This window comes from Acinetobacter sp. AOR14_HL (genome assembly GCF_027855175.1).
GTDB classification, from domain to species: Bacteria; Pseudomonadota; Gammaproteobacteria; order Pseudomonadales; family Moraxellaceae; genus Acinetobacter; species Acinetobacter calcoaceticus.
The window spans coordinates 13,000-31,257 of the sequence record NZ_JAKTII010000023.1; the positions used below are offsets into that span (position 1 = coordinate 13,000).

18 protein-coding genes are annotated in these 18,258 nt (G+C 38.6%); 5 read left to right on the top strand and 13 right to left on the bottom strand.

Annotated elements, in window-relative coordinates; all coding sequences use genetic code 11:
* Positions 1-4: 4 nt before the first annotated feature.
* Genes MKL38_RS18935 through MKL38_RS18950 form a run of 4 tightly spaced genes read right to left on the bottom strand, consistent with a single transcriptional unit; the run spans position 5 to position 3,222 of the window.
* A complete protein-coding gene (locus tag MKL38_RS18935; protein ID WP_270904115.1) occupies positions 5-532 on the bottom strand; it encodes a nuclear transport factor 2 family protein in 528 nt (175 codons plus the stop codon).
* A 10-nt stretch (positions 533-542) separates the two neighbouring features.
* Positions 543-902 carry a hypothetical protein gene (locus MKL38_RS18940; RefSeq protein WP_000387554.1) on the bottom strand — a complete coding sequence of 120 codons (360 nt, stop codon included), beginning with the start codon at positions 900-902 and terminating at the stop codon, positions 543-545.
* 25 nt (positions 903-927) lie between these two features.
* On the bottom strand, positions 928-2,076 hold the full coding sequence (locus tag MKL38_RS18945) for an acyl-CoA dehydrogenase family protein (protein WP_270904133.1): 1,149 nt from the start codon (positions 2,074-2,076) through the stop codon (positions 928-930).
* Between the two features lie 36 nt (positions 2,077-2,112).
* On the bottom strand, positions 2,113-3,222 hold the full coding sequence (locus tag MKL38_RS18950) for an amidase (protein ID WP_270904116.1): 1,110 nt from the start codon (positions 3,220-3,222) through the stop codon (positions 2,113-2,115).
* Between the two features lie 148 nt (positions 3,223-3,370).
* On the opposite strand from MKL38_RS18950, the gene MKL38_RS18955 reads away from it, so the two are divergent.
* The 3 genes from MKL38_RS18955 (at position 3,371) to MKL38_RS18965 (ending at position 6,975) form a co-directional block, all read left to right on the top strand.
* On the top strand, positions 3,371-3,838 hold the full coding sequence (locus MKL38_RS18955; RefSeq protein ID WP_270904117.1) for a MarR family winged helix-turn-helix transcriptional regulator: 468 nt from the start codon (positions 3,371-3,373) through the stop codon (positions 3,836-3,838).
* 415 nt (positions 3,839-4,253) lie between these two features.
* Positions 4,254-5,603: a spinster family MFS transporter gene (locus MKL38_RS18960; protein ID WP_270904118.1), complete on the top strand. Its 1,350-nt coding sequence runs from the start codon at positions 4,254-4,256 to the stop codon at positions 5,601-5,603.
* Between the two features lie 115 nt (positions 5,604-5,718).
* On the top strand, positions 5,719-6,975 hold the full coding sequence (locus tag MKL38_RS18965) for an OprD family outer membrane porin (protein ID WP_270904119.1): 1,257 nt from the start codon (positions 5,719-5,721) through the stop codon (positions 6,973-6,975).
* Between the two features lie 38 nt (positions 6,976-7,013).
* Here MKL38_RS18965 and MKL38_RS18970 read toward each other — a convergent pair whose 3' ends face one another.
* Genes MKL38_RS18970 through MKL38_RS18985 form a run of 4 tightly spaced genes read right to left on the bottom strand, consistent with a single transcriptional unit; the run spans position 7,014 to position 10,849 of the window.
* Complete coding sequence (locus tag MKL38_RS18970; RefSeq protein WP_004643004.1) at positions 7,014-7,757, bottom strand: SDR family oxidoreductase; 744 nt, start codon at positions 7,755-7,757, stop codon at positions 7,014-7,016.
* A 16-nt stretch (positions 7,758-7,773) separates the two neighbouring features.
* Positions 7,774-8,472 (bottom strand): histidine phosphatase family protein, encoded by a 699-nt coding sequence (locus MKL38_RS18975; RefSeq protein ID WP_270904120.1) that lies wholly within the window; start codon positions 8,470-8,472, stop codon positions 7,774-7,776.
* Positions 8,469-9,590 (bottom strand): phosphotransferase family protein, encoded by a 1,122-nt coding sequence (locus MKL38_RS18980; protein ID WP_270904121.1) that lies wholly within the window; start codon positions 9,588-9,590, stop codon positions 8,469-8,471. Before MKL38_RS18980 ends, MKL38_RS18975 begins: the two co-directional genes overlap by 4 nt.
* 17 nt (positions 9,591-9,607) lie before the next feature.
* Positions 9,608-10,849, bottom strand: coding sequence for an acyl-CoA dehydrogenase family protein (locus MKL38_RS18985; protein WP_270904122.1), 1,242 nt, complete (start codon positions 10,847-10,849; stop codon positions 9,608-9,610).
* Between the two features lie 88 nt (positions 10,850-10,937).
* Here MKL38_RS18985 and MKL38_RS18990 point away from each other — a divergent pair, with 88 nt between their 5' ends.
* Both MKL38_RS18990 and pcaU read left to right on the top strand, forming a co-directional pair.
* Positions 10,938-11,858, top strand: a complete 921-nt coding sequence (locus MKL38_RS18990) for a LysR family transcriptional regulator (protein ID WP_270904123.1) — start codon at positions 10,938-10,940, stop codon at positions 11,856-11,858.
* Between the two features lie 43 nt (positions 11,859-11,901).
* The gene (gene pcaU / locus MKL38_RS18995) at positions 11,902-12,714 is read left to right on the top strand and encodes an IclR family transcriptional regulator PcaU (protein ID WP_003652006.1); all 813 of its coding nucleotides are present in this window, start codon (positions 11,902-11,904) and stop codon (positions 12,712-12,714) included.
* A 95-nt stretch (positions 12,715-12,809) separates the two neighbouring features.
* Here the strand turns inward: pcaU and MKL38_RS19000 are convergent, their stop codons facing one another.
* From MKL38_RS19000 to MKL38_RS19020, 5 genes are all read right to left on the bottom strand, one after another.
* Positions 12,810-13,676 carry an MBL fold metallo-hydrolase gene (locus tag MKL38_RS19000; RefSeq protein WP_270904124.1) on the bottom strand — a complete coding sequence of 289 codons (867 nt, stop codon included), beginning with the start codon at positions 13,674-13,676 and terminating at the stop codon, positions 12,810-12,812.
* A 4-nt stretch (positions 13,677-13,680) separates the two neighbouring features.
* Positions 13,681-14,094, bottom strand: a complete 414-nt coding sequence (locus tag MKL38_RS19005; RefSeq protein WP_270904125.1) for a DUF6691 family protein — start codon at positions 14,092-14,094, stop codon at positions 13,681-13,683.
* A gap of 4 nt (positions 14,095-14,098) precedes the next feature.
* On the bottom strand, positions 14,099-14,512 hold the full coding sequence (locus MKL38_RS19010; protein WP_198079248.1) for a YeeE/YedE family protein: 414 nt from the start codon (positions 14,510-14,512) through the stop codon (positions 14,099-14,101).
* A gap of 135 nt (positions 14,513-14,647) precedes the next feature.
* On the bottom strand, positions 14,648-15,106 hold the full coding sequence (locus MKL38_RS19015) for a DUF6438 domain-containing protein (protein WP_270904134.1): 459 nt from the start codon (positions 15,104-15,106) through the stop codon (positions 14,648-14,650).
* A gap of 651 nt (positions 15,107-15,757) precedes the next feature.
* Complete coding sequence (locus MKL38_RS19020) at positions 15,758-18,187, bottom strand: glucose/quinate/shikimate family membrane-bound PQQ-dependent dehydrogenase (RefSeq protein WP_270904126.1); 2,430 nt, start codon at positions 18,185-18,187, stop codon at positions 15,758-15,760.
* Positions 18,188-18,258: the final 71 nt, after the last annotated feature.

Sequence of the window (18,258 nt, forward strand, 5' to 3'; positions counted from 1 at the left end):
TGGGTCATTCCTGGGAAGGTACTGGCAGTTCGGCTTCACTGTGCCAATGCGATACGGGACGACTGAAAATATTCTGTGTCTGGAAATGTTTAATCTTCCATATTCCATCTGCTTGCTTTTGAAACTTCACGTTGAGCTTTGCTGCATTCAGATGACTACGGCCATCTTTAAACGTTGAGGTTTGCAACATCAGCCATGAAGCACTTGCATCATTTTGATTTACGTAAATTTGTTCTGAATTTACAAAGTGCGCATTCATGACAAAGTGAGATTCTTTTTGGGTATAGCTTTTAAACATGTCGTAAATTGACTGCCAAGAATCATATCGACCAAACGATTTGGCATATTTCTCACCAATACCTTCCCAAATGCAGTCCTGATCAAAAAGATTCATGAGTTCATCAAGATCTGTATTTGCATTGAGCTCGTCACAGATTTCCATATAACGGTTCAGGCAGTTACGAATAGCGTTGTGCGCTTCTAACTGTTCTAGCCGCTCTATGATTTCTGCAATATTCACTTTGTCAGTCATTGCGGTCGCCTTAACGTTGGATAATCAATTCACGCCCAACACGAGCTTCAACTTTGCAATATTTCCAAAGTTTGTATGGACCTTCGCCAACCACTGTAGTTCTAAACAAATTACAAGCCGCGTGTACGGTTTCAATATCTGGAACATCTGCAAGCAAGTATGTCGTCCACGGCCAACCTGCACTTGGACCAACCATACTTTGGTCATCATCAAGATTTCCAAAAACATGAACACCCGGTAAGTCATGAATGCCATTCCACATTTCACCAAACGCTGCCCAAACTGCTTTAGCTTCAGCTGGCTCTGCGTCAAAAAAGTTTTGGTTAATACCCATGCAGAACAAAACGCGTAATGATTTTTTAGCTTCCATCTCAATATCCTTTAAAAAATTAAACTTATAAATAACCTGGGGTTGGCTTTAATCCGAAACTGATTGAGCCTGCATTTTGTAAAGTCGCATCACCCATGAAGGCATGCTGAGTCACCACGTTGGTGTCATTCACAAAACGGCTAAATGGATTGTTGGTATAAATTGCTGTCATGCCCGCGAGCATTTGCATTTTTCGGGTGACTTTGGCGCAAACTCGCGCTGCATGGGTACATGCCAGACGCATATCGCTAATTTGTTCAGCAGTTGCTTCACGCCCAGCAATAATTTCATTCCAGACAATATCCATGGTTTGATAAAACCATGACTTTGCCGCTTGAAACTCTGCATCTGCTTGAGCAAACTCATATTGAGTCACTGGGCGATTTGCAATTTCTGACCCACCTGTAATGGAAGCTTTACCCGGGGCTAATTTTTCAAATTCTTCTAATGCAGCAGCTGCAACACCAATACCCACCACCGTTAACACTTGAGTAGCTAAAGAGAGTGACGGATATTTAAAAAATGGTTCACTTAGTTTTGACGGTTCGCCACGTACAAAGGTCCATTTCTTTTCGACCAATACATCTTCGACAACTAAGTCATGGCTTCCCGTACCTTTTAAACCAACGGTGTCCCATGTCATTTCAATTTTGGCTTTTTTTGCAGGCATCACCGCCATGCGTGGTAAACCTTGCATTTCATTGTTTTTAAGCGGTGAAATCCCCACACCAACAATGTCTGCTCCCATACAGCCGCTTGAAAATTTCCAGCGTCCACGAACCACTACACCGTCGTCAGTAATTTCGGCAGGTTGCGGTGGAAAAATACCTCCAGCAAACACCACATCTGGTCCGTTTTGGTACAATTCTTTAAGTGTATCTTCAGGCAAACTTCCCAAATACGCAGGACTCATACCGAAACTTGCCACCCAGCCCACTGAACCATCAGCTTTAGATAAAGTTTCGATCAATTCACAAAACTGTCGTGGTGACCATTCTTCACCGCCAAAACGTTTAGGAACTAATGCACGGTAAACACCAATCTGTTTAAGTTTTTCGATAATGTCTTGGCTCACATACGCCTGATTATCAAATTCACCGGTACAGGCACGCTCACGAATTTCTTGGCACAAAGCATCCAAATCAACTGCTTTGTCTTGAGAAGCAAACTCCATTTTAGATAACTTATTCATCATCTAACTCCTTGTAATTTATTGCATTGCATCAACACAAAATTTAGCTATTGCGCATAATTGCTCATCGTTTTGATGCTTCGATACGATCTGTAAGCCCACAGGTAAACCTTCACTGGTTTCAAGTGGCACTGAAATGGCGGGATGTCCTGATAAATTAAATGGACGAACTAAAGCCGTAAGATTCAAAAAAGCGACTGTGTTTTCAGCTTCAGAAACTTTCGGTGGAATTTGCGGAAGTGTCGGTAGAACCAATGCATCATATTTTTCTAATAAAGCATCGAGTTCTTGAGTCAGTTGCACTCTCACAACTTCGGCTTGTTTTACTTGCTCTAAGGTGGTGTGTGCTGCTTTTAATAAACGACCATTTACATCAGAACCAACTAAGCCTGTTTGGGTTAACTCACCAAAAGCTTGCCAATTTTCATAATTAATAATCTGCATACCTGCATCATAAGCCGCTTCAAAATGTTCAACTTTTTCTAAAGTGGTCTGTAAATTGGCTTTTCGAAGCGCTTGATGAATACAGTTCCAAATAATCTCATCTGCGCTTACATCTAAAACCGCAAGTTTTGGTGTGCTAGTACATGCAGAAGGCTTGAAAGTTGGATCAATAATTTGCATGGCTTTTTCAATCATCTCGACTGAATTTGCAAAGGGACCAACGCAATCTAAAGAACTGGACGGTGGATATACGCCTTTTCTACTCACGCGACCAAAAGTCGGTTTTAAACCAAAAACTCCACAGCATGCAGCAGGCATACGAATAGAGCCACCCGTGTCGGTACCTAAAGTAAAGTCAGCTTGTTTTGCTGCAATAGCCGCAGCCGAACCACTTGAAGAGCCACCAGGAATAAGTTCAGGATATTTTGGATTAATGGGTGTACCAAAAGCGTGATTAATGCCAGTAATGCCAAAAGCCAATTCATGCAAATTCGTTTTCGCAATAATTTCACAATCTGCTTGTAAAATGTTTTTAACGACCTCAGCATCATCCTGAGCAGGTTCAACATTTAATAAAGCTCGACTGCCAGCAATGGTTTTTAGACCTTGAATATCAATTGTGTCTTTCACCATGACCTTGAGCTTGCCACTTCCTTTATGCACTTCTTGACTAATAATATTCATTCACTTTTCCATGTATTTTTATCTATTAATTAAAATATGAGAAAATTTAATGGAATTGTCAAGTATTTTTTATAATTTGTACTCAAGGAAATATGCAAAATTTTGTTTATAATAGGATTACCCTTTTTTTCTAAGTTATTGCTTAGCTATGCTTGATCATTTAGAACAATTTCTTCCTAATAAAGAACCGTCGAGTATTCAAAATTTCCCTTTTTTTTGGGTTTCCCAAGTGAATGGAAAGTATTCTCAACTTATTGAAAAATCAATAAAAAAACTAGGTATCGACAATACACGCCGTAAAATTATTTTAAGTACTAATGCCCTTAGAGAAGCAAGCATTACTGATATTGCTAATCTTTCTACTTTAAAATTAACCACTGCAACCAAGGCTGTATATCGGTTAGTTGAAGATGAAATTGTTGAAGTCTACTCTTCTACTTCGGATGAACGGATCTCAATGGTGAAATTAACTGCCAAAGGCGTTGAGCTGGTTGAACAGATTAATCAGATTAGTGTTGTGACCTTGGCCGGTATTTTGAATGCTTTTTCAGAAGATGAACTCCACAATCTAAATAACCAGTTGAAGAAATTATTTGATCTCATGCCATCAAGTTAATTATTTGACTTGATATCGGGTTAGATACGCTCAAGAGCAGCATGAAAATAGTTCTTCTTTTCTCGCTGCTCTTTATCAAAATAAGTTTTAATATTAAAAAATAAATAAAAATCAGCATCTTAATTCAATAAATTATTACTATCTGTTTACTTAACATACTTTTTAGGTATTCTAACATACTCAACAAGTAATGGAATTTTACATATAAAAAGAAAATAATAATTCCATGATCTTTAAAAACCCATTAACTCCTAATCGGGTTTAGACGCACTCTTCCGGTCTGTACGAGACCAAATTACTCATTTCTAGCCTATTTATTATTCATTTCTAAAGGGGGAAATATCGAAAACTTGAGAGGAATAATAAAAGTTAGATATCAATTTCTTTAAGCGTTTTATACATAAGGATTAAGTGTATGAACCAAAGTAATATCGCTGTTGAAAGGACACAGAAGAAAACCAATGCATATGCATGGTACGTGGTCATACTTTGTATGTTGGCCTATATATTTTCATTTATTGACCGCCAAATTCTGGCACTTATGATCGAGCCGATCAAAGCCGATCTTCAACTTTCAGATACCCAGTTTAGTCTATTACATGGCCTTGCCTTTTCACTGTTTTACGCCGTAATGGGTTTACCTTTAGCTTATATTGCCGACCGTTTTTCACGCCCAAAGCTTATCTCAATCGGCATTATTGTCTGGAGTTTGGCAACAGCCACGTGTGGTTTAAGTAAAAACTTTATTCAACTATTTTTAAGTCGTATGGCTGTTGGTGTAGGCGAAGCTGCCTTATCTCCTGCTGCATATTCAATGTTTAGCGATATGTTCAGCAAGGACAAGCTAGGTCGCGCTGTTGGTATCTATTCTGTTGGAGCATTTTTAGGTGGTGGTATTGCCTTTTTAGTCGGCGGTTATGTCATTAATTTACTTAAAGGCGTGACTTTAATTCAAGTTCCTTTATTAGGCGCACTTAAGGCATGGCAAATCGCTTTTTTAGTGGTGGGTTTACCCGGCATCATTATTGGTTTGTTATTTATTCTGACAGTTAAAGACCCAGCACGTAAAGGTCAGCAGCTCAACCAAAACGGACAAGTTGATCAAGTCAAATTTAAACAATGTCTTCAGTTTATTAAAAAGCATTCGAAAACTTTTGCCTGTCACTATTTAGGTTTTACCTTCTATGCTATGGCGCTCTACAGTCTTACTAGTTGGACACCCGCATTTTATATCCGAAAGTTTCAACTCGCTCCAACAGAAACAGGTTACATGCTCGGTACCATCCTGTTAATTGCAAATACATTAGGGGTGTTTTGTGCAGGTTGGTTAAATGATTGGTTTATCAAAAAAGGACGCCAAGATGCTCCGATGATTACGGGTGTAATTGGTATTGTTGGTCTTATTATTCCAATTTCATTTTTTACCCAAACAGATCAGCTTTGGTTGTCAGTGAGCCTACTCATTCCAGCAATGTTCTTTGCATCTTTCCCTCTGGTGATTTCCGCAACAGCCTTACAAATGTTAGCGCCAAATCAATTTAGAGCACGCCTTTCAGCTCTCTTCCTTTTGATCAGTAACTTAATTGGGCTAGGTATTGGCACAACATTGGTTGCAATCATTACAGATAAATTTTTTGCTAATCCTTTAATGGTTGGCTCATCTTTATCTATTGTTGGTGGGTCCTCTTGTGTGCTGGCTTTAATTTTACTTTTCAAAGGCTGCAAATTCTTTAGTGAAAGTATGAAGCTTGAAAAATTAAATTAATTGAAGAAATCACCCGCTATTTAACAGTGCTCCCTTTAAGAACTTAGGGAGTACTACACAAATATTTCACAATACGTAATGCCTAGGACTGGCGCATCTATTTTGGAAATGGATTATGGAATTATTTCAACGCTTTAAACCGCAGCCTTTAGCTATAACAACTTTAGTATTGATGTGTAGCAATTCATGGGCTGCAAACCCGAATCAGCAAACTGAAGATGAATGGAAATTCACTTTAAAAAATGCCTATATCAACCGCGATTTTGATAACGATGCCTTAAAAGATACTGGCAGTTGGTCTCAGGCAGCCTCTTTATTTTATAAATCGAAAATGCATGACACCCCACTAGTAATAGCAGACAAGCCAATCACGATTGGTGCCGATGCCTCTGTTCAATACGCTGTTCGTTTGAGTTCAGATAAACATGTCGCCGATACAGTTTTGCCTTTTAATAAAGAAACACAATCTCAGGCATCAGACTATCTAAAATACGGTGCTACATTAAAACTTGGCTATGACAAAACTTTATTAAGCGTTGGTGAGCTTTGGTTAGACTTGCCTGTAACGGCTGTCGATGCCAGTCGTCAGTTACTCACTTCGTATTGGGGAACCAATTTAAAGTCTCAACTTTCAGATCAACTCTATGCCGAAATTGGTCGGGTTGAAAAAGTCTCGCCACGAAATGAAGAAGACTTTAAAAAGTTTTCTTTCACTGCAAATGGAATTACTAAAGAATCTGATGGTTTGAATTATATTGACCTGCGTTATCAATTTACGCCATCACTCAAAGGCGAATATTACTTTGGTAATTTAGAGGATCTGTATAACAAGCATTATGTGGGACTTGAGCATACATGGAAGCAGCCAACTTTTGCCCTAACTTCCAAGTTTAAATACTTCAATGCCAAAGATGATGGCAATACTTTTGATATTGATGCGCAGAACATCGGCTTACTTGAAACTGTAAAAGTGAAAAACCATACCTTTGGTTTGGGCTACCAACAAATTATGGGTGAATCAGCTTATCCACTACCAGATGGCTTCTTACCTGAAACCTATTTCATTAACTGGAACGCAACCGGATTCTTTAAAGAAGATGAAAAGTCTTACCATGTGATGTACGGCTACGACTTTAAGGACTATGTACCGGGCCTAAACGCGATGGTGAAATATGTTTATGGCCATGACTTCAAGGCAGCCAATGGCGAGAAAAATCACGAAACTGAGTCAAATGTCATTTTGAACTATGCATTTCAACAACCTTACTTAAAAGGCGTTGCCCTGCAATACATTCGTATTGATTACAACATCAAACATGGCAATGACTTTGGTGAAGACCGTTTATTTGTCAATTACACCAAGAAGTTCTAAAAATAAAAAATTACCCCCTAAAATTTAGGGGGTAATTTTTATCCTAATTTATTGACCAACCTTAAAGGCAAAACCTTCATTGCAATACTCATCGGTAACCATGGCCACTGCGGTACATAAGCTTTCACTGGTTGTTTTTCGATAGCTTTGACAAGTGCTTTGCACCCTGTTTTAGCATCTACTTCAAATGGCAAATGTTTAGCACCTTCATTCATTTCAGTGCGAATGTACCCCGGGAAAATTGTAGAAACTTTAATTGGGGTATCCAGTAATTCAGCACGAATACCTTCAGCCAAGTGAGCAACCGCAGCTTTACTTGCTGCATAGGTCGATAAATGTTTTGGTAATCCACGCATGGCACTCATGGATGACATCACCACCAAATGGCCTGCGTTTTGCGCTCTAAAAATTTCAACCGCAGCTTCACATTGTGCTAAAGCAGAAATAAAGTTGGTTTCAGCGGTGGCTTTGTTAATTTCAAAATTGCCTTTACCAATACGACGACCATTTCCGACTCCAGCATTGACAATAATTCGGTCCAAATAACCAAACTCTTGCTTAAATGCACGAAAAACTTCGAAAACCTGATCGTAATGAGTCACATCTAGACTTTTTGCAATCACCTGAATGCCATATTCATTTTCAAGTTCGGTTTTTAAAGTCTCTAATCGGTCTAAACGGCGTGCACAAATCGCCAAGTTATAGCCTTTCGCTGCAAATTCATGAGCCATACCCGCACCCAACCCAGAACTTGCACCTGTAATTAAAATTGTCTTTGCCATGCTTTTATCCTTATTTTTAAATCCATGTCAGTAAATCTGGACGTTCAGCTTTTATAAAATGATGTTCATTTAAACTTAAAACCTGAGCTTCATTTCCAACTAAACGTAAAGTGGTGAGACTTGTATTGGTAATTGCCCAGTTCAAGGCAAAAGTTCGATTTGGACTCAGTTCAAGTAATTTGCCAATTGCTACAGAAATCACACCACCAGAGGTAAAAACGACTGCATAGCGAGGTTTGGTTTTTGCCAATTCATCACAAAGTTGTTGTAGTGCTGTTTCAACTCTGTCTTTAAAATGCGGCCATGACTCATCATATTCATGATGAAAATCGCCATCTGTCCATCGTCCAATTGCGCCTTCAAATATTTTGGCAAGATATGCACGCGGATTATTATCTTGTGCTACGTCAGCTTTTAACAATTCCGGTTGTTCAAAACGCGGTTCATAGCGTGCAAAAACCTGTTGATGGTTAAACTCGTTCCATAAACTATTGTGATTAATCACTGCATCTGGAAAGCATTCATTTAATGCGAGTTGTGCAGTTTGCTCGTGGCGCTGCATGGTTCCGGCCACAACATAAGGTTGCTCTTTCAATATTTGCTTAAAGTATTGCCCTAATAAAGTCGCTTGAGCCTCACCATTTTCAGACAACTCATCATAATTACTTTTACCAAATGATGCCTGTCCATGTCTTACCAGATAAATTGTGGTCATTTTCTTAAAATACCCTGTATTTTCTGTAGAGATTGCTGGGCAAATTCCGATTCTTGAATTTTTTGCTGCCCAATAAGTTTTAAAGCTCTGATATGTAACGCATGAATGACGATCCAAAAATCTTTAAACGCTGGATTTCGCGTTTGTTTATGGTAATAGCGGTAATAGATTTGCTGAGCAATCACTGCTAAACGGAATACGCCAAATACCTCATAAAAAGCCCAGTTTTGAGGGTTCAAACCTGTTTTTTGCAGGTAATAATCAACAACTTCTTTACGAGAGAACATTCCCTTCAAATGGGTAGGCTGACGACGTGTCGATCTGAAAATCATATTATCCGTAGGCTCAACCCAATAGGCCAAAGCACTGCCTAAATCCATTAATGGATCACCCAGCGTTGCCATTTCCCAATCCAACACGCCAATCACTTCAGTTGGATGTTCTGGATCTAAAATCACATTATCAAATCGCCAATCGTTATGAATAATGCAAGTCGTTGAATCTTGAGGGACATTATCTTTCAACCATTTTCGAACATATTTAAATGAAGGGACGTTGAGCGTTCGGACCTTTTCATAACGCTTATCCCAACCTTCGACTTGTCTACGGCAATATCCTGTACCTTTGCCCAGTTCAGCTAAAGGCGTGTTTTCATAAGGAACTTGGTGTAATTCAATGAGCTTATCAAGCACATTTACACAAAGTTGATGAACATCTTCTTCATTAAAGCCAAGCTCAGGCGGTAATTTTGCACGAGGAATAATTCCTTCAATGCGTTCCATCACATAAAAATCACAGCCAATAACCGATTCATCCTGACAAAGTGCCACCATTTTAGGAAGCACTGGATAATAAGGCGCAAGATTTTTTTGCACCATATATTCACGGGCCATATCGTGGGCTGACTTCGCTTTTGTTCCTTTTGGAGGACGTCGTAAAATTAAATCGGTATTTTCATACTTTAAACGATAAGTCCAATTTGAAGCACCACCTGTATATTGGGTCACGATTGCTGGGCCAACCAACTCAACACCTTGGTTCTTTAACCAGCTTTCAACTGCCCCAATATCAAGTTCTTCACCTTCACGTACTTCACCGCCTATATCAATTACCGACATTCTAATTTCCTTTAAACTTATACTTTCTTATGACGACCATAACCACGTTTGGCTAACTCTAATTTGGCAATCATGCCTTTATGTACTTCATCTGGACCATCAGCTAAACGTAAACTACGCGCTTGAGCAAAGAAACCTGTTAATGGTGTATCTCTTGAAACGCCCGCGCCACCATGTAGCTGAATCGCCATGTCGACTACTTTTTCTAAAACACTTGGAGCCACCACTTTAATTGCAGATATTTCTGTTAAAGCGGCCATATTCCCTAAAGTATCCATTTTATAGGCTGCATACAAGGTTAAAAGCCGAGCTTGATCTATCGCTACCCGTGCATCAGCTACCCGTTCGAGGTTCCCACCGAGTTTTAAAATTTCTTTGCCAAACGCAGTTCTAGACATACCACGGTCAATCATCAGTTCTAAAGCTTTTTCAGCAGCTCCAATACAGCGCATGCAATGGTGAATACGTCCCGGCCCTAAGCGGCCTTGAGCAATTTCAAAACCTTGACCCGCTCCACCAATAAAGTTATCAAGAGGCACTCGAACATTATTAAAATGGACTTCACCATGTCCATGTGGCGCATCGTAGTCACCAAACACAGGTAACATACGCTGAATTTCAACACCCGCCGTATCAATAGGCACTAAAACCATGGAGTGTTGATGATGACGGTCTTTGCTTTCATCTGGGGTATGAGCCATAAAAATAATGACTTTGGCATTTGGGTCACCTAAACCAGACGACCACCACTTTTTGCCATTTAAAACAATTTCATTCCCTTCTATGAGTGCAGTTGCTTGCATATTTGTTGCATCACTTGAAGCAACGTCTGGTTCAGTCATACAAAAAACAGAGCGAATTTTTCCATCCAGTAAAGGCTGTAACCATTGCTGTTTTTGCTGTTCACTGCCATAGCGCCATAACAATTCCATATTCCCTGTGTCAGGTGCGTTACAGTTAAAAACGGTGGGCGCCAATAAACTACGACCAGTTAATTCGGCAATGTGAGCATATTCCTGAACTGTTAACCCTGCACCAAGCTTGTCATCTGGTAAAAACATATTCCAAAGGCCAGCTTGCTTCGCTTTAGATTTCAGCATTTCTAGAAGTGCTGGCCACTGCCATTTTTTCCAGTTTCCATCCGGATTTAGCTCATGAACTTCTTCCCAAAATTTTGCTTCAACAGGTTCTATTTCTTCTTGAATAAATCTTCTTGTTCGCTCGACAAAATCTTGAGCTGTTTTTGAGAGTTCAAACATTATTTTTCCTTTACATCATTATCTTGTCTTTACATCAACATAACTTGAAACTTAATATGAATGAAATGATTTTATTAAATAACACATCATGAATAATATTCATAACCAGCATGGGCTTGATTTAAGCTTTTTCCACCGAATAGATATCAATTTATATCCGCTTTTTATCGCTATTTATGAGCAAAAAAGTATTTCAAATGCGGCAAGTAGTCTTAATATTACGCAATCGGCAGCAAGCCACGCCTTGCAAAGGTTACGTCAACAACTTGAAGATGATGTATTTATACGTGTAGGTAATAAAATGTCTGCAACGCCTTTTGCAGAACAGATTTACCCCACTGTGAAGCAAGCGCTTTTAACCATTCAAAATATTAGCCAGCAGAAACATGCCTTTGACCCAACCAGTTTAAAAAACTTAAAAATCGCCGTGCATGATGAAATTGAGCCTATTATTCTTCCAAGACTTGCTCAACATTTTCAAAATCTTAATTTAGATTTGCAGTTTGTGAGTATGAAGCTAGATCGAAAACATATTATGGCAGACTTGGCGACACAACAGCTCGACTTCGTGATTGATCTGGAACAATACTTATCTCCAAAAATTACCTTTGACCATCTGGTAACAGATGAATTTGTCATTTGCAGTCAACTTAAAGAAGTCGATTTATCTAGTTATATCAATGGTCGACACATCGGTGTTTCGTCACGCCGTACGGGTGCTTTACTTGAAGATATTTATTTAAACCAACATCAAAAAATTTCAAGAAATGTATTCATGCGCTGTCAAAACTACTCAACGGCGTTACAAGTGCTAGGTGCACAATCTAATGCAATATTGACTATGCCCCGAATGATTTTGCAGCATTTATCCTATAGTTCGGAAATTCGTTTGCATTCACTCCCATTTGAGATGAGCAATATCAAAATGGGGATGTTTTGGCATGAAGATTTAAGGGATAATTTAAGGCATCAATTTTTGCGACATGAAATTATTAAACTTTTTCAATAAAGCAAATTGATCTACTAACGCCTACATCGTACAAGGACCTGTCATGAGTAAAGATGAACGAATAATCCAGAATCAGGACAACAAGAAAACTATTCGTCATGAAGATTACATTGCTGGCATCGGTAAAGGTATGGCGATTTTAGATAGCTTTAGCAGTAATCAACATCGCCTAAACATTTCTATGGCTGCTGAAAAAACCGGACTTACCCGAGCGGCAGCAAGACGTCATTTATTAACCTTAGAATATCTAGGCTATCTTGAGTCAGATGGTCACTATTACTATTTAACCCCTAAAGTTCTTAAATTTTCGGGGGCTTATTTAGGTGCAGCCCAACTTCCAAAAGTATCGCAGCCTTTATTAAACCTATTAACTAACCAAACCTCTCTAATTTATTCAGTGATGGTACTTGACGGTTATGAAGCCATTACTATTGCACGTAGTGCGGCGCATCAACAAACTGACCGTGTAAATCCATACGGCTTACACTTGGGTAATCGCTTACCTGCTCATGCGACCTCGGCGGGTAAAATTTTACTGGCACATTTAAGCCAGGAAGAACAATTGGACTGGCTTCAAAAATACCCACTACAGCGTTTAACCAAATATACGCATATTGAAAACGATAAATTTTTAGAGTTACTACAAGAGATCCGAGAACAAGATTGGTGTTATTCACGTGAAGAACATGAATTAGGTGTTCACGCACTCGCCGTACCTATTTATGGGCAAGACTTTAAAGTCGTTGCAGCTTTAAACATTGTTTCTCCAACCATGAAAACAACTGAAGAATATTTAATTCAACACATTTTGCCTTTATTGCAAGAGACTTCGCGGGATTTGAGACAAGTTCTTTAAATCTTACTTAGGCTATTTTTATGGGATAAATTTTATTATTCGCTTAGGCTATTTTGTTGAGTGGTAATGATTGAATGAATCCACTTAGGCCATTTTTAAAAGTAATTAAATGGAATTTTTAAATAACGGATGCCATTCGCTTCAGGTGCCGGAAAATTTCCTGCATTCATATTAATTTGAATTGAAGGGAGAATTAATTTTGGCATTGCCAAAGTAGCATCTCTTTCTTGGCGCATTTTTATGAATGCCTCTTTAGAAACTTGTCGGTTTAAATGAATATTGCTTTGCTTTTGAGTTTTTATATCTGTTTGACAGACATATTCATCACGACCTTCTGGCTTATAGTCATGGCACAAGAACATACGCATCTCATCAGGAAGTTTATAAAGCTTTTGTACCGAGTCATAGAGCTCAGCAGCACTCCCTTTAGGAAAGTCACATCTGGCCGAACCATAATCAGGCATAAATAAAGTATCACCCACAAAAACAGCATCAGCAATTACATAGCTTAAGCAAGCAGGTGTATGCCCTGGCGTAGGAATGTTATAGGCTGCTATATCCCCTATTTTGAAATGCTCATGATCTTCAAATAAATAATCAAAAGGCTGATTTTCATTAAATTTTTTAAAATCAAAATTATAGATAGCAGAAAAAGTTTCTTGTACTACTGAGATTTTTTGACTAATGGCAATTGTGCCACCCAATTTAGATTTTAAATATTGGGCAGCAGTCATATGGTCTGCATGTACGTGAGTTTCTAAAATCCACTGTACTTTGAAGTTTTGAGTTAAAACATAATCGACAATAAAATCAGCATTGGTTGTTTTCGTAGTCGCCGAAGCTGCATCGTAGTCAAGTACACTGTCAATAATAGCGCATTGACGCGTAACCAAATCCGCAACAACATAGCTAAAAGTATTGGTATTTTCATGAAAAAAATCTTTTACTAGAGGTTGTCGCATAGGTTTAATTTCCTTTATTTAAGACTCGGTAAATAAACATTCCTAATAACATTGCCACAATAAAATAAAGCGCTTCAAAATGTCCTAACCCAATAAGCGTTAAAGCCGGCGCTGGACATATACCTGCTATTCCCCAGCCTATACCGAAAATAAAAGCCCCGACAATTAACCTTTGGTCAATCTGTGTATTCATTGGTAATTGAATTTGTTCATTAAAAAGTGTTTTTGGACTTTTTATAGCCTTTTGAAACGGAATAAATGCCACAGCAATAGCACCTAACATTACAAACATTAAGCTGATATCCCACTGTCCAAATATATCTAGAAAACTTAAAACTTTTTCAGGATTAGACATGCCAGAGATCATTAAACCCAATGAAAACAAGCTACCAAATATAAAAGCAAAGATATTTTTCATAGGATTACCCCAACACATGACGAATGATATAAACAGTTAACATGCCAGCAAACATAAAAACTGCTGTTGCTATCATCGAACGTTTTGATAACCTGCTCATGCCACAAATACCATGACCACTTGTACATCCAGATCCTAGCCGTGTTCCAAAGCCCACAATTAGACCTGCTAAAATAAGTGCATATGTGTTGGCTTTGATTTCAATTTCAGGCTGATAAAAATAACCATATATGAAAGGTGTAATTACCAATCCCGCAATGAACCAGAATGCAGAACTTTTAAAGGTGTCTTTAGTTGGATTTATGATTTGAGCAAGCAATCCACTAATTCCAGCTACACGACCATTTATATATAAATATCCAACTGTTGCGATGCCGAGTAACAAACCACCCAAAAAGGCATAGACAATATTTGACATATAACCACTCTTAACAATATATGTTTTTATAATCTGTATTATACGCTGATTCTTTTAGAAATACTTAAAACAAAACTCTCAAGTATATAATTCTTCTTAACAAGAAAAAGCCCCAATATTCTGGGGCTTTCATCATTAAATTAGATCTTTAATGCCTAATTGTTCAGGCAACTTTTCCATGACTTTATTCAGTCTATTATTTGCTGGAGAGATACAACCTGTGTAATGGCTTAATTTTGTTTCTGCGCCATTTGGTTGAATCCAAGTAATGTAATAGCTAGACATATCAGTTGCAGTTTGCTGACAACCCGCAGTTTTTGATTGTGTACCCGTTTCAGGGCGATAAGTTTTTAGATCATCTGCAAGTTTTTTATAATCTTTTACACTACCTTGAATTTCTTTAACGCCTATAGCTTTAGTGTATTGTTTACCTTCAAAGCGAATTAAACCTGTAGGTGTTACTTCTACAGAATAGATTGGACATGTGCCAAAGCATGGGCTAGAAGCATAACGAATAGTTTCTTGTGTATTCGGTGCTTGCTGAACAGATGCACAACCCATCAAAGCTAAACCAGATAAAGTTGCAAGAACCAAAAATCTCATCGTATCACCTATTATTATCAAGTGGCTTTAATTTATCAAATCATACACTTCTTGTCATTAAAGACTATTTTTTGTGATTGTTTTCATTAATTGATACACACCGCTGCTTAGGCTATTTTCATAATAATCAAATATTATAGTTTAGGTCGCATAAAAAAAGGCCCATCTTGCGATGAGCCTTAAGCCAATAAAAGCTTAAATTCCTGAAATACAAATTATTACTGGGTAGTAATAACCTGCGACGATCATTCTAACGTAATGCTATAAATTATATAAATATAATATAAATATATATTTACGCTTGTTTTTTCGGCAAAAAATTCCTACTTTTCAATACTAAAAAGTTAATAATGTTTATTTCTAATTAAAATTCACAACTTTAAGTTAAACAAAACTTAACAAACAAATAAGATTTATTTATAGGTAAAACATTGCGAAAAAATATCTAACAGTTCGACTATATCTAGTGTTCAAGCGTTATCAATCTTAGGAATATTTTAGGTTTTGCAATAAGTTAAAGCACTTTTTTACTATTTGGTAAACCTATCTATATAAAACAATAGAACTTACTCTCAGGCTTTAATACAAAAAATATATTAAAGTTAAAGGCAAAAGAGAAATGCTCTCTTTTGCCTTATTTAATTACTGTTCTAAGCTATAAGCGACTACATAATCACCATGATCAGGAGACTGACGAGCACCGCCTGCCGTAACAACCACATATTGTTTACCTGTTTTCGGTGAAACATAGCTTATTGGGGTTCCTTGGCTACCTACTGGCATACGTGATTTCCACAGTTCTTTACCTGTAGATGAATCAAAAGCACGTAAATAGTAATCTTGTGTTGCAGCAAAGAAGACCAATCCACCTTGTGTTGCCATTGGTCCACCAATAGTTGGCATACCAATTGGTGCTTTTAAGCCCATTTTGATACCCATAGGTCCAGTATCCTGTACTGTACCTAGCGGTACTTGCCATGCGATTTGACGTGTTTTCATGTCAATTGCAGTCATGGTGCCAAATGGTGGTTTTTGACACGGAATGCTAAGAGCCGACATAAAGCGGTTTTTATTCACTTTATATGGTGTGCCTTTCATTGGCACAGCACCCATACCCGTATTTACTTTTTCTCCACCACTCGCCTGAATCTTAATATCTTCAGGGGTCTGTTCCATTAACTGAATCCATAACCCAAGACGCATATCGTTGACGAACATATAACGATGAGTCGGATCAAAAGCAATGCTACCCCAGTTCATGCCACCCAAAGAACCTGGGAAGCTTAATGAAACATCAGTACCCGGTGCAGTAAATAAACCTTCATAACGCATTGACTTGAAGTTAATACGGCACATGAGCTGATCAAACGGCGTTGCACCCCACATATCTGATTCAGTTAAAGTCTGATTACCAATTTGAGGCATTTCAACTGAACGTGGTTGAGTTGCACTGTATTGCTCACCCGGAATATTGGCAGGCTTAACTGGCTGTTCAATCACTTTAGTTAATGGTTTACCAGTTACACGGTCAAGCACAAAGAATTGACCTGATTTGGTTCCAATGACAACAGCAGGTTTCGTCGTACCATCTTTTAATGGGAAGTCGACTAGACTCGGTTGCATTGGCAAGTCAAAGTCCCATAAATCATTATGAACAGTTTGATATACCCACTTTTCTTTACCTGTTGTTGCATCAAGTGCCAAAACAGAAGTGTTATATTTATGATCTAAGGGGTTACGGTTACCACCCCAAATGTCGACAGATGAGCTACCCATAGGTAAAAACACCGTATTCATTTGCGGATCATATGACATTGCAGCCCAAGAGTTTGCCGAACTACGTTTATAAGTTTCACCCGGTTTAAGAACATAGTTAGGATCTGGATTACGTGCGTCAAATGCCCAGCGAAGTTTACCTGTAATCACGTCATAACCACGGATAACACCACCCGGCATATCTGCGGCTACGTTATCGGCAATACGGCTACCTACTACAATGGTTGTTCCAGCAATAGTCGGTGCAGAAGTGACTTCAAAACGTGGAGCTTTAGTTCCAGCTCCTAGACCTTCTAACAAGTCAACTGTTCCATTTACACCAAAGTCAGCACAGCGCTGACCGTTATCTGCATTGACTGCAATTAAACGACCATCAGGTGTATTGGTATATAAACGGCGTGGACATGCCGTATTGGTTGCAACTGTGGTTACTGCATTTGCACCAGCCAAAGTTGGTTGTACAAGTGGCTTAGTCGAATCAAAGTATGCAACACCACGGCAGCGCTCCCAAGCATCGGCTTTAGAGTTCACCTCAGCTTTCCAGAGCTGTTTGCCTGAATCAGCATCGATCGCAAAAATATTATTATGCGGTGTACATAAAAAGACTTTATTCCCAACTTGTAGTGGGGTCATTTGGTCTTCCGCACCATTACCGCTACCCGTGCTAAAATCGCCTGTTCTAAAACGCCAAGCTTCTTTTAGTTTATGAACGTTATCTCGGTTAATTTGATCGAGAGCAACGAAACGACTACCACCAGCATCATTTCCATAATTTTCCCAATTCACCTGTTTTTTAGCAGGGTCAACTGGTACTAAAGGTAGCTTTTCACCTGAACTTGCTACTGTTGGATGTGGTTGGAACATTTGGTAGAGCGCAATCAACATACCAACAACAACTAATCCACCCACTGCATAAGATGAAGATGCCAAGCTAGTTTGAAATTGGTAACGTCGAATTGACGGCAAGGTAAATAACAATGCAGCAAAAAGACCAGCAGGAAACATTAACCGCGAGAATAACGGCCAGAATTCCCAACCTGCGTCAATCAGCGACCAAATTACAGTGCCAACGAAAACAGCCGCAAAAATCCAGACACCAAGCGCCTTTTTACGAAAAATACTAAATGCAGAAATGGTAATCAACAGCCCTGCGACGAGGAAATACCAAGATCCACCTAATGACACTAGCTTTCCACCGCCTACGATGTAAAAAACACCAGTAGCCAATAAAACTAGGCCTAATAGAAAACACCATATTTTGAATAAGATATGAAACTTAGAATCTGACTCAGACATAGATCCTACTCCACATATACTGAACACAATAGTTCAAGCATTTGGGCCAGTTAAACTATGTCTAACCAGCC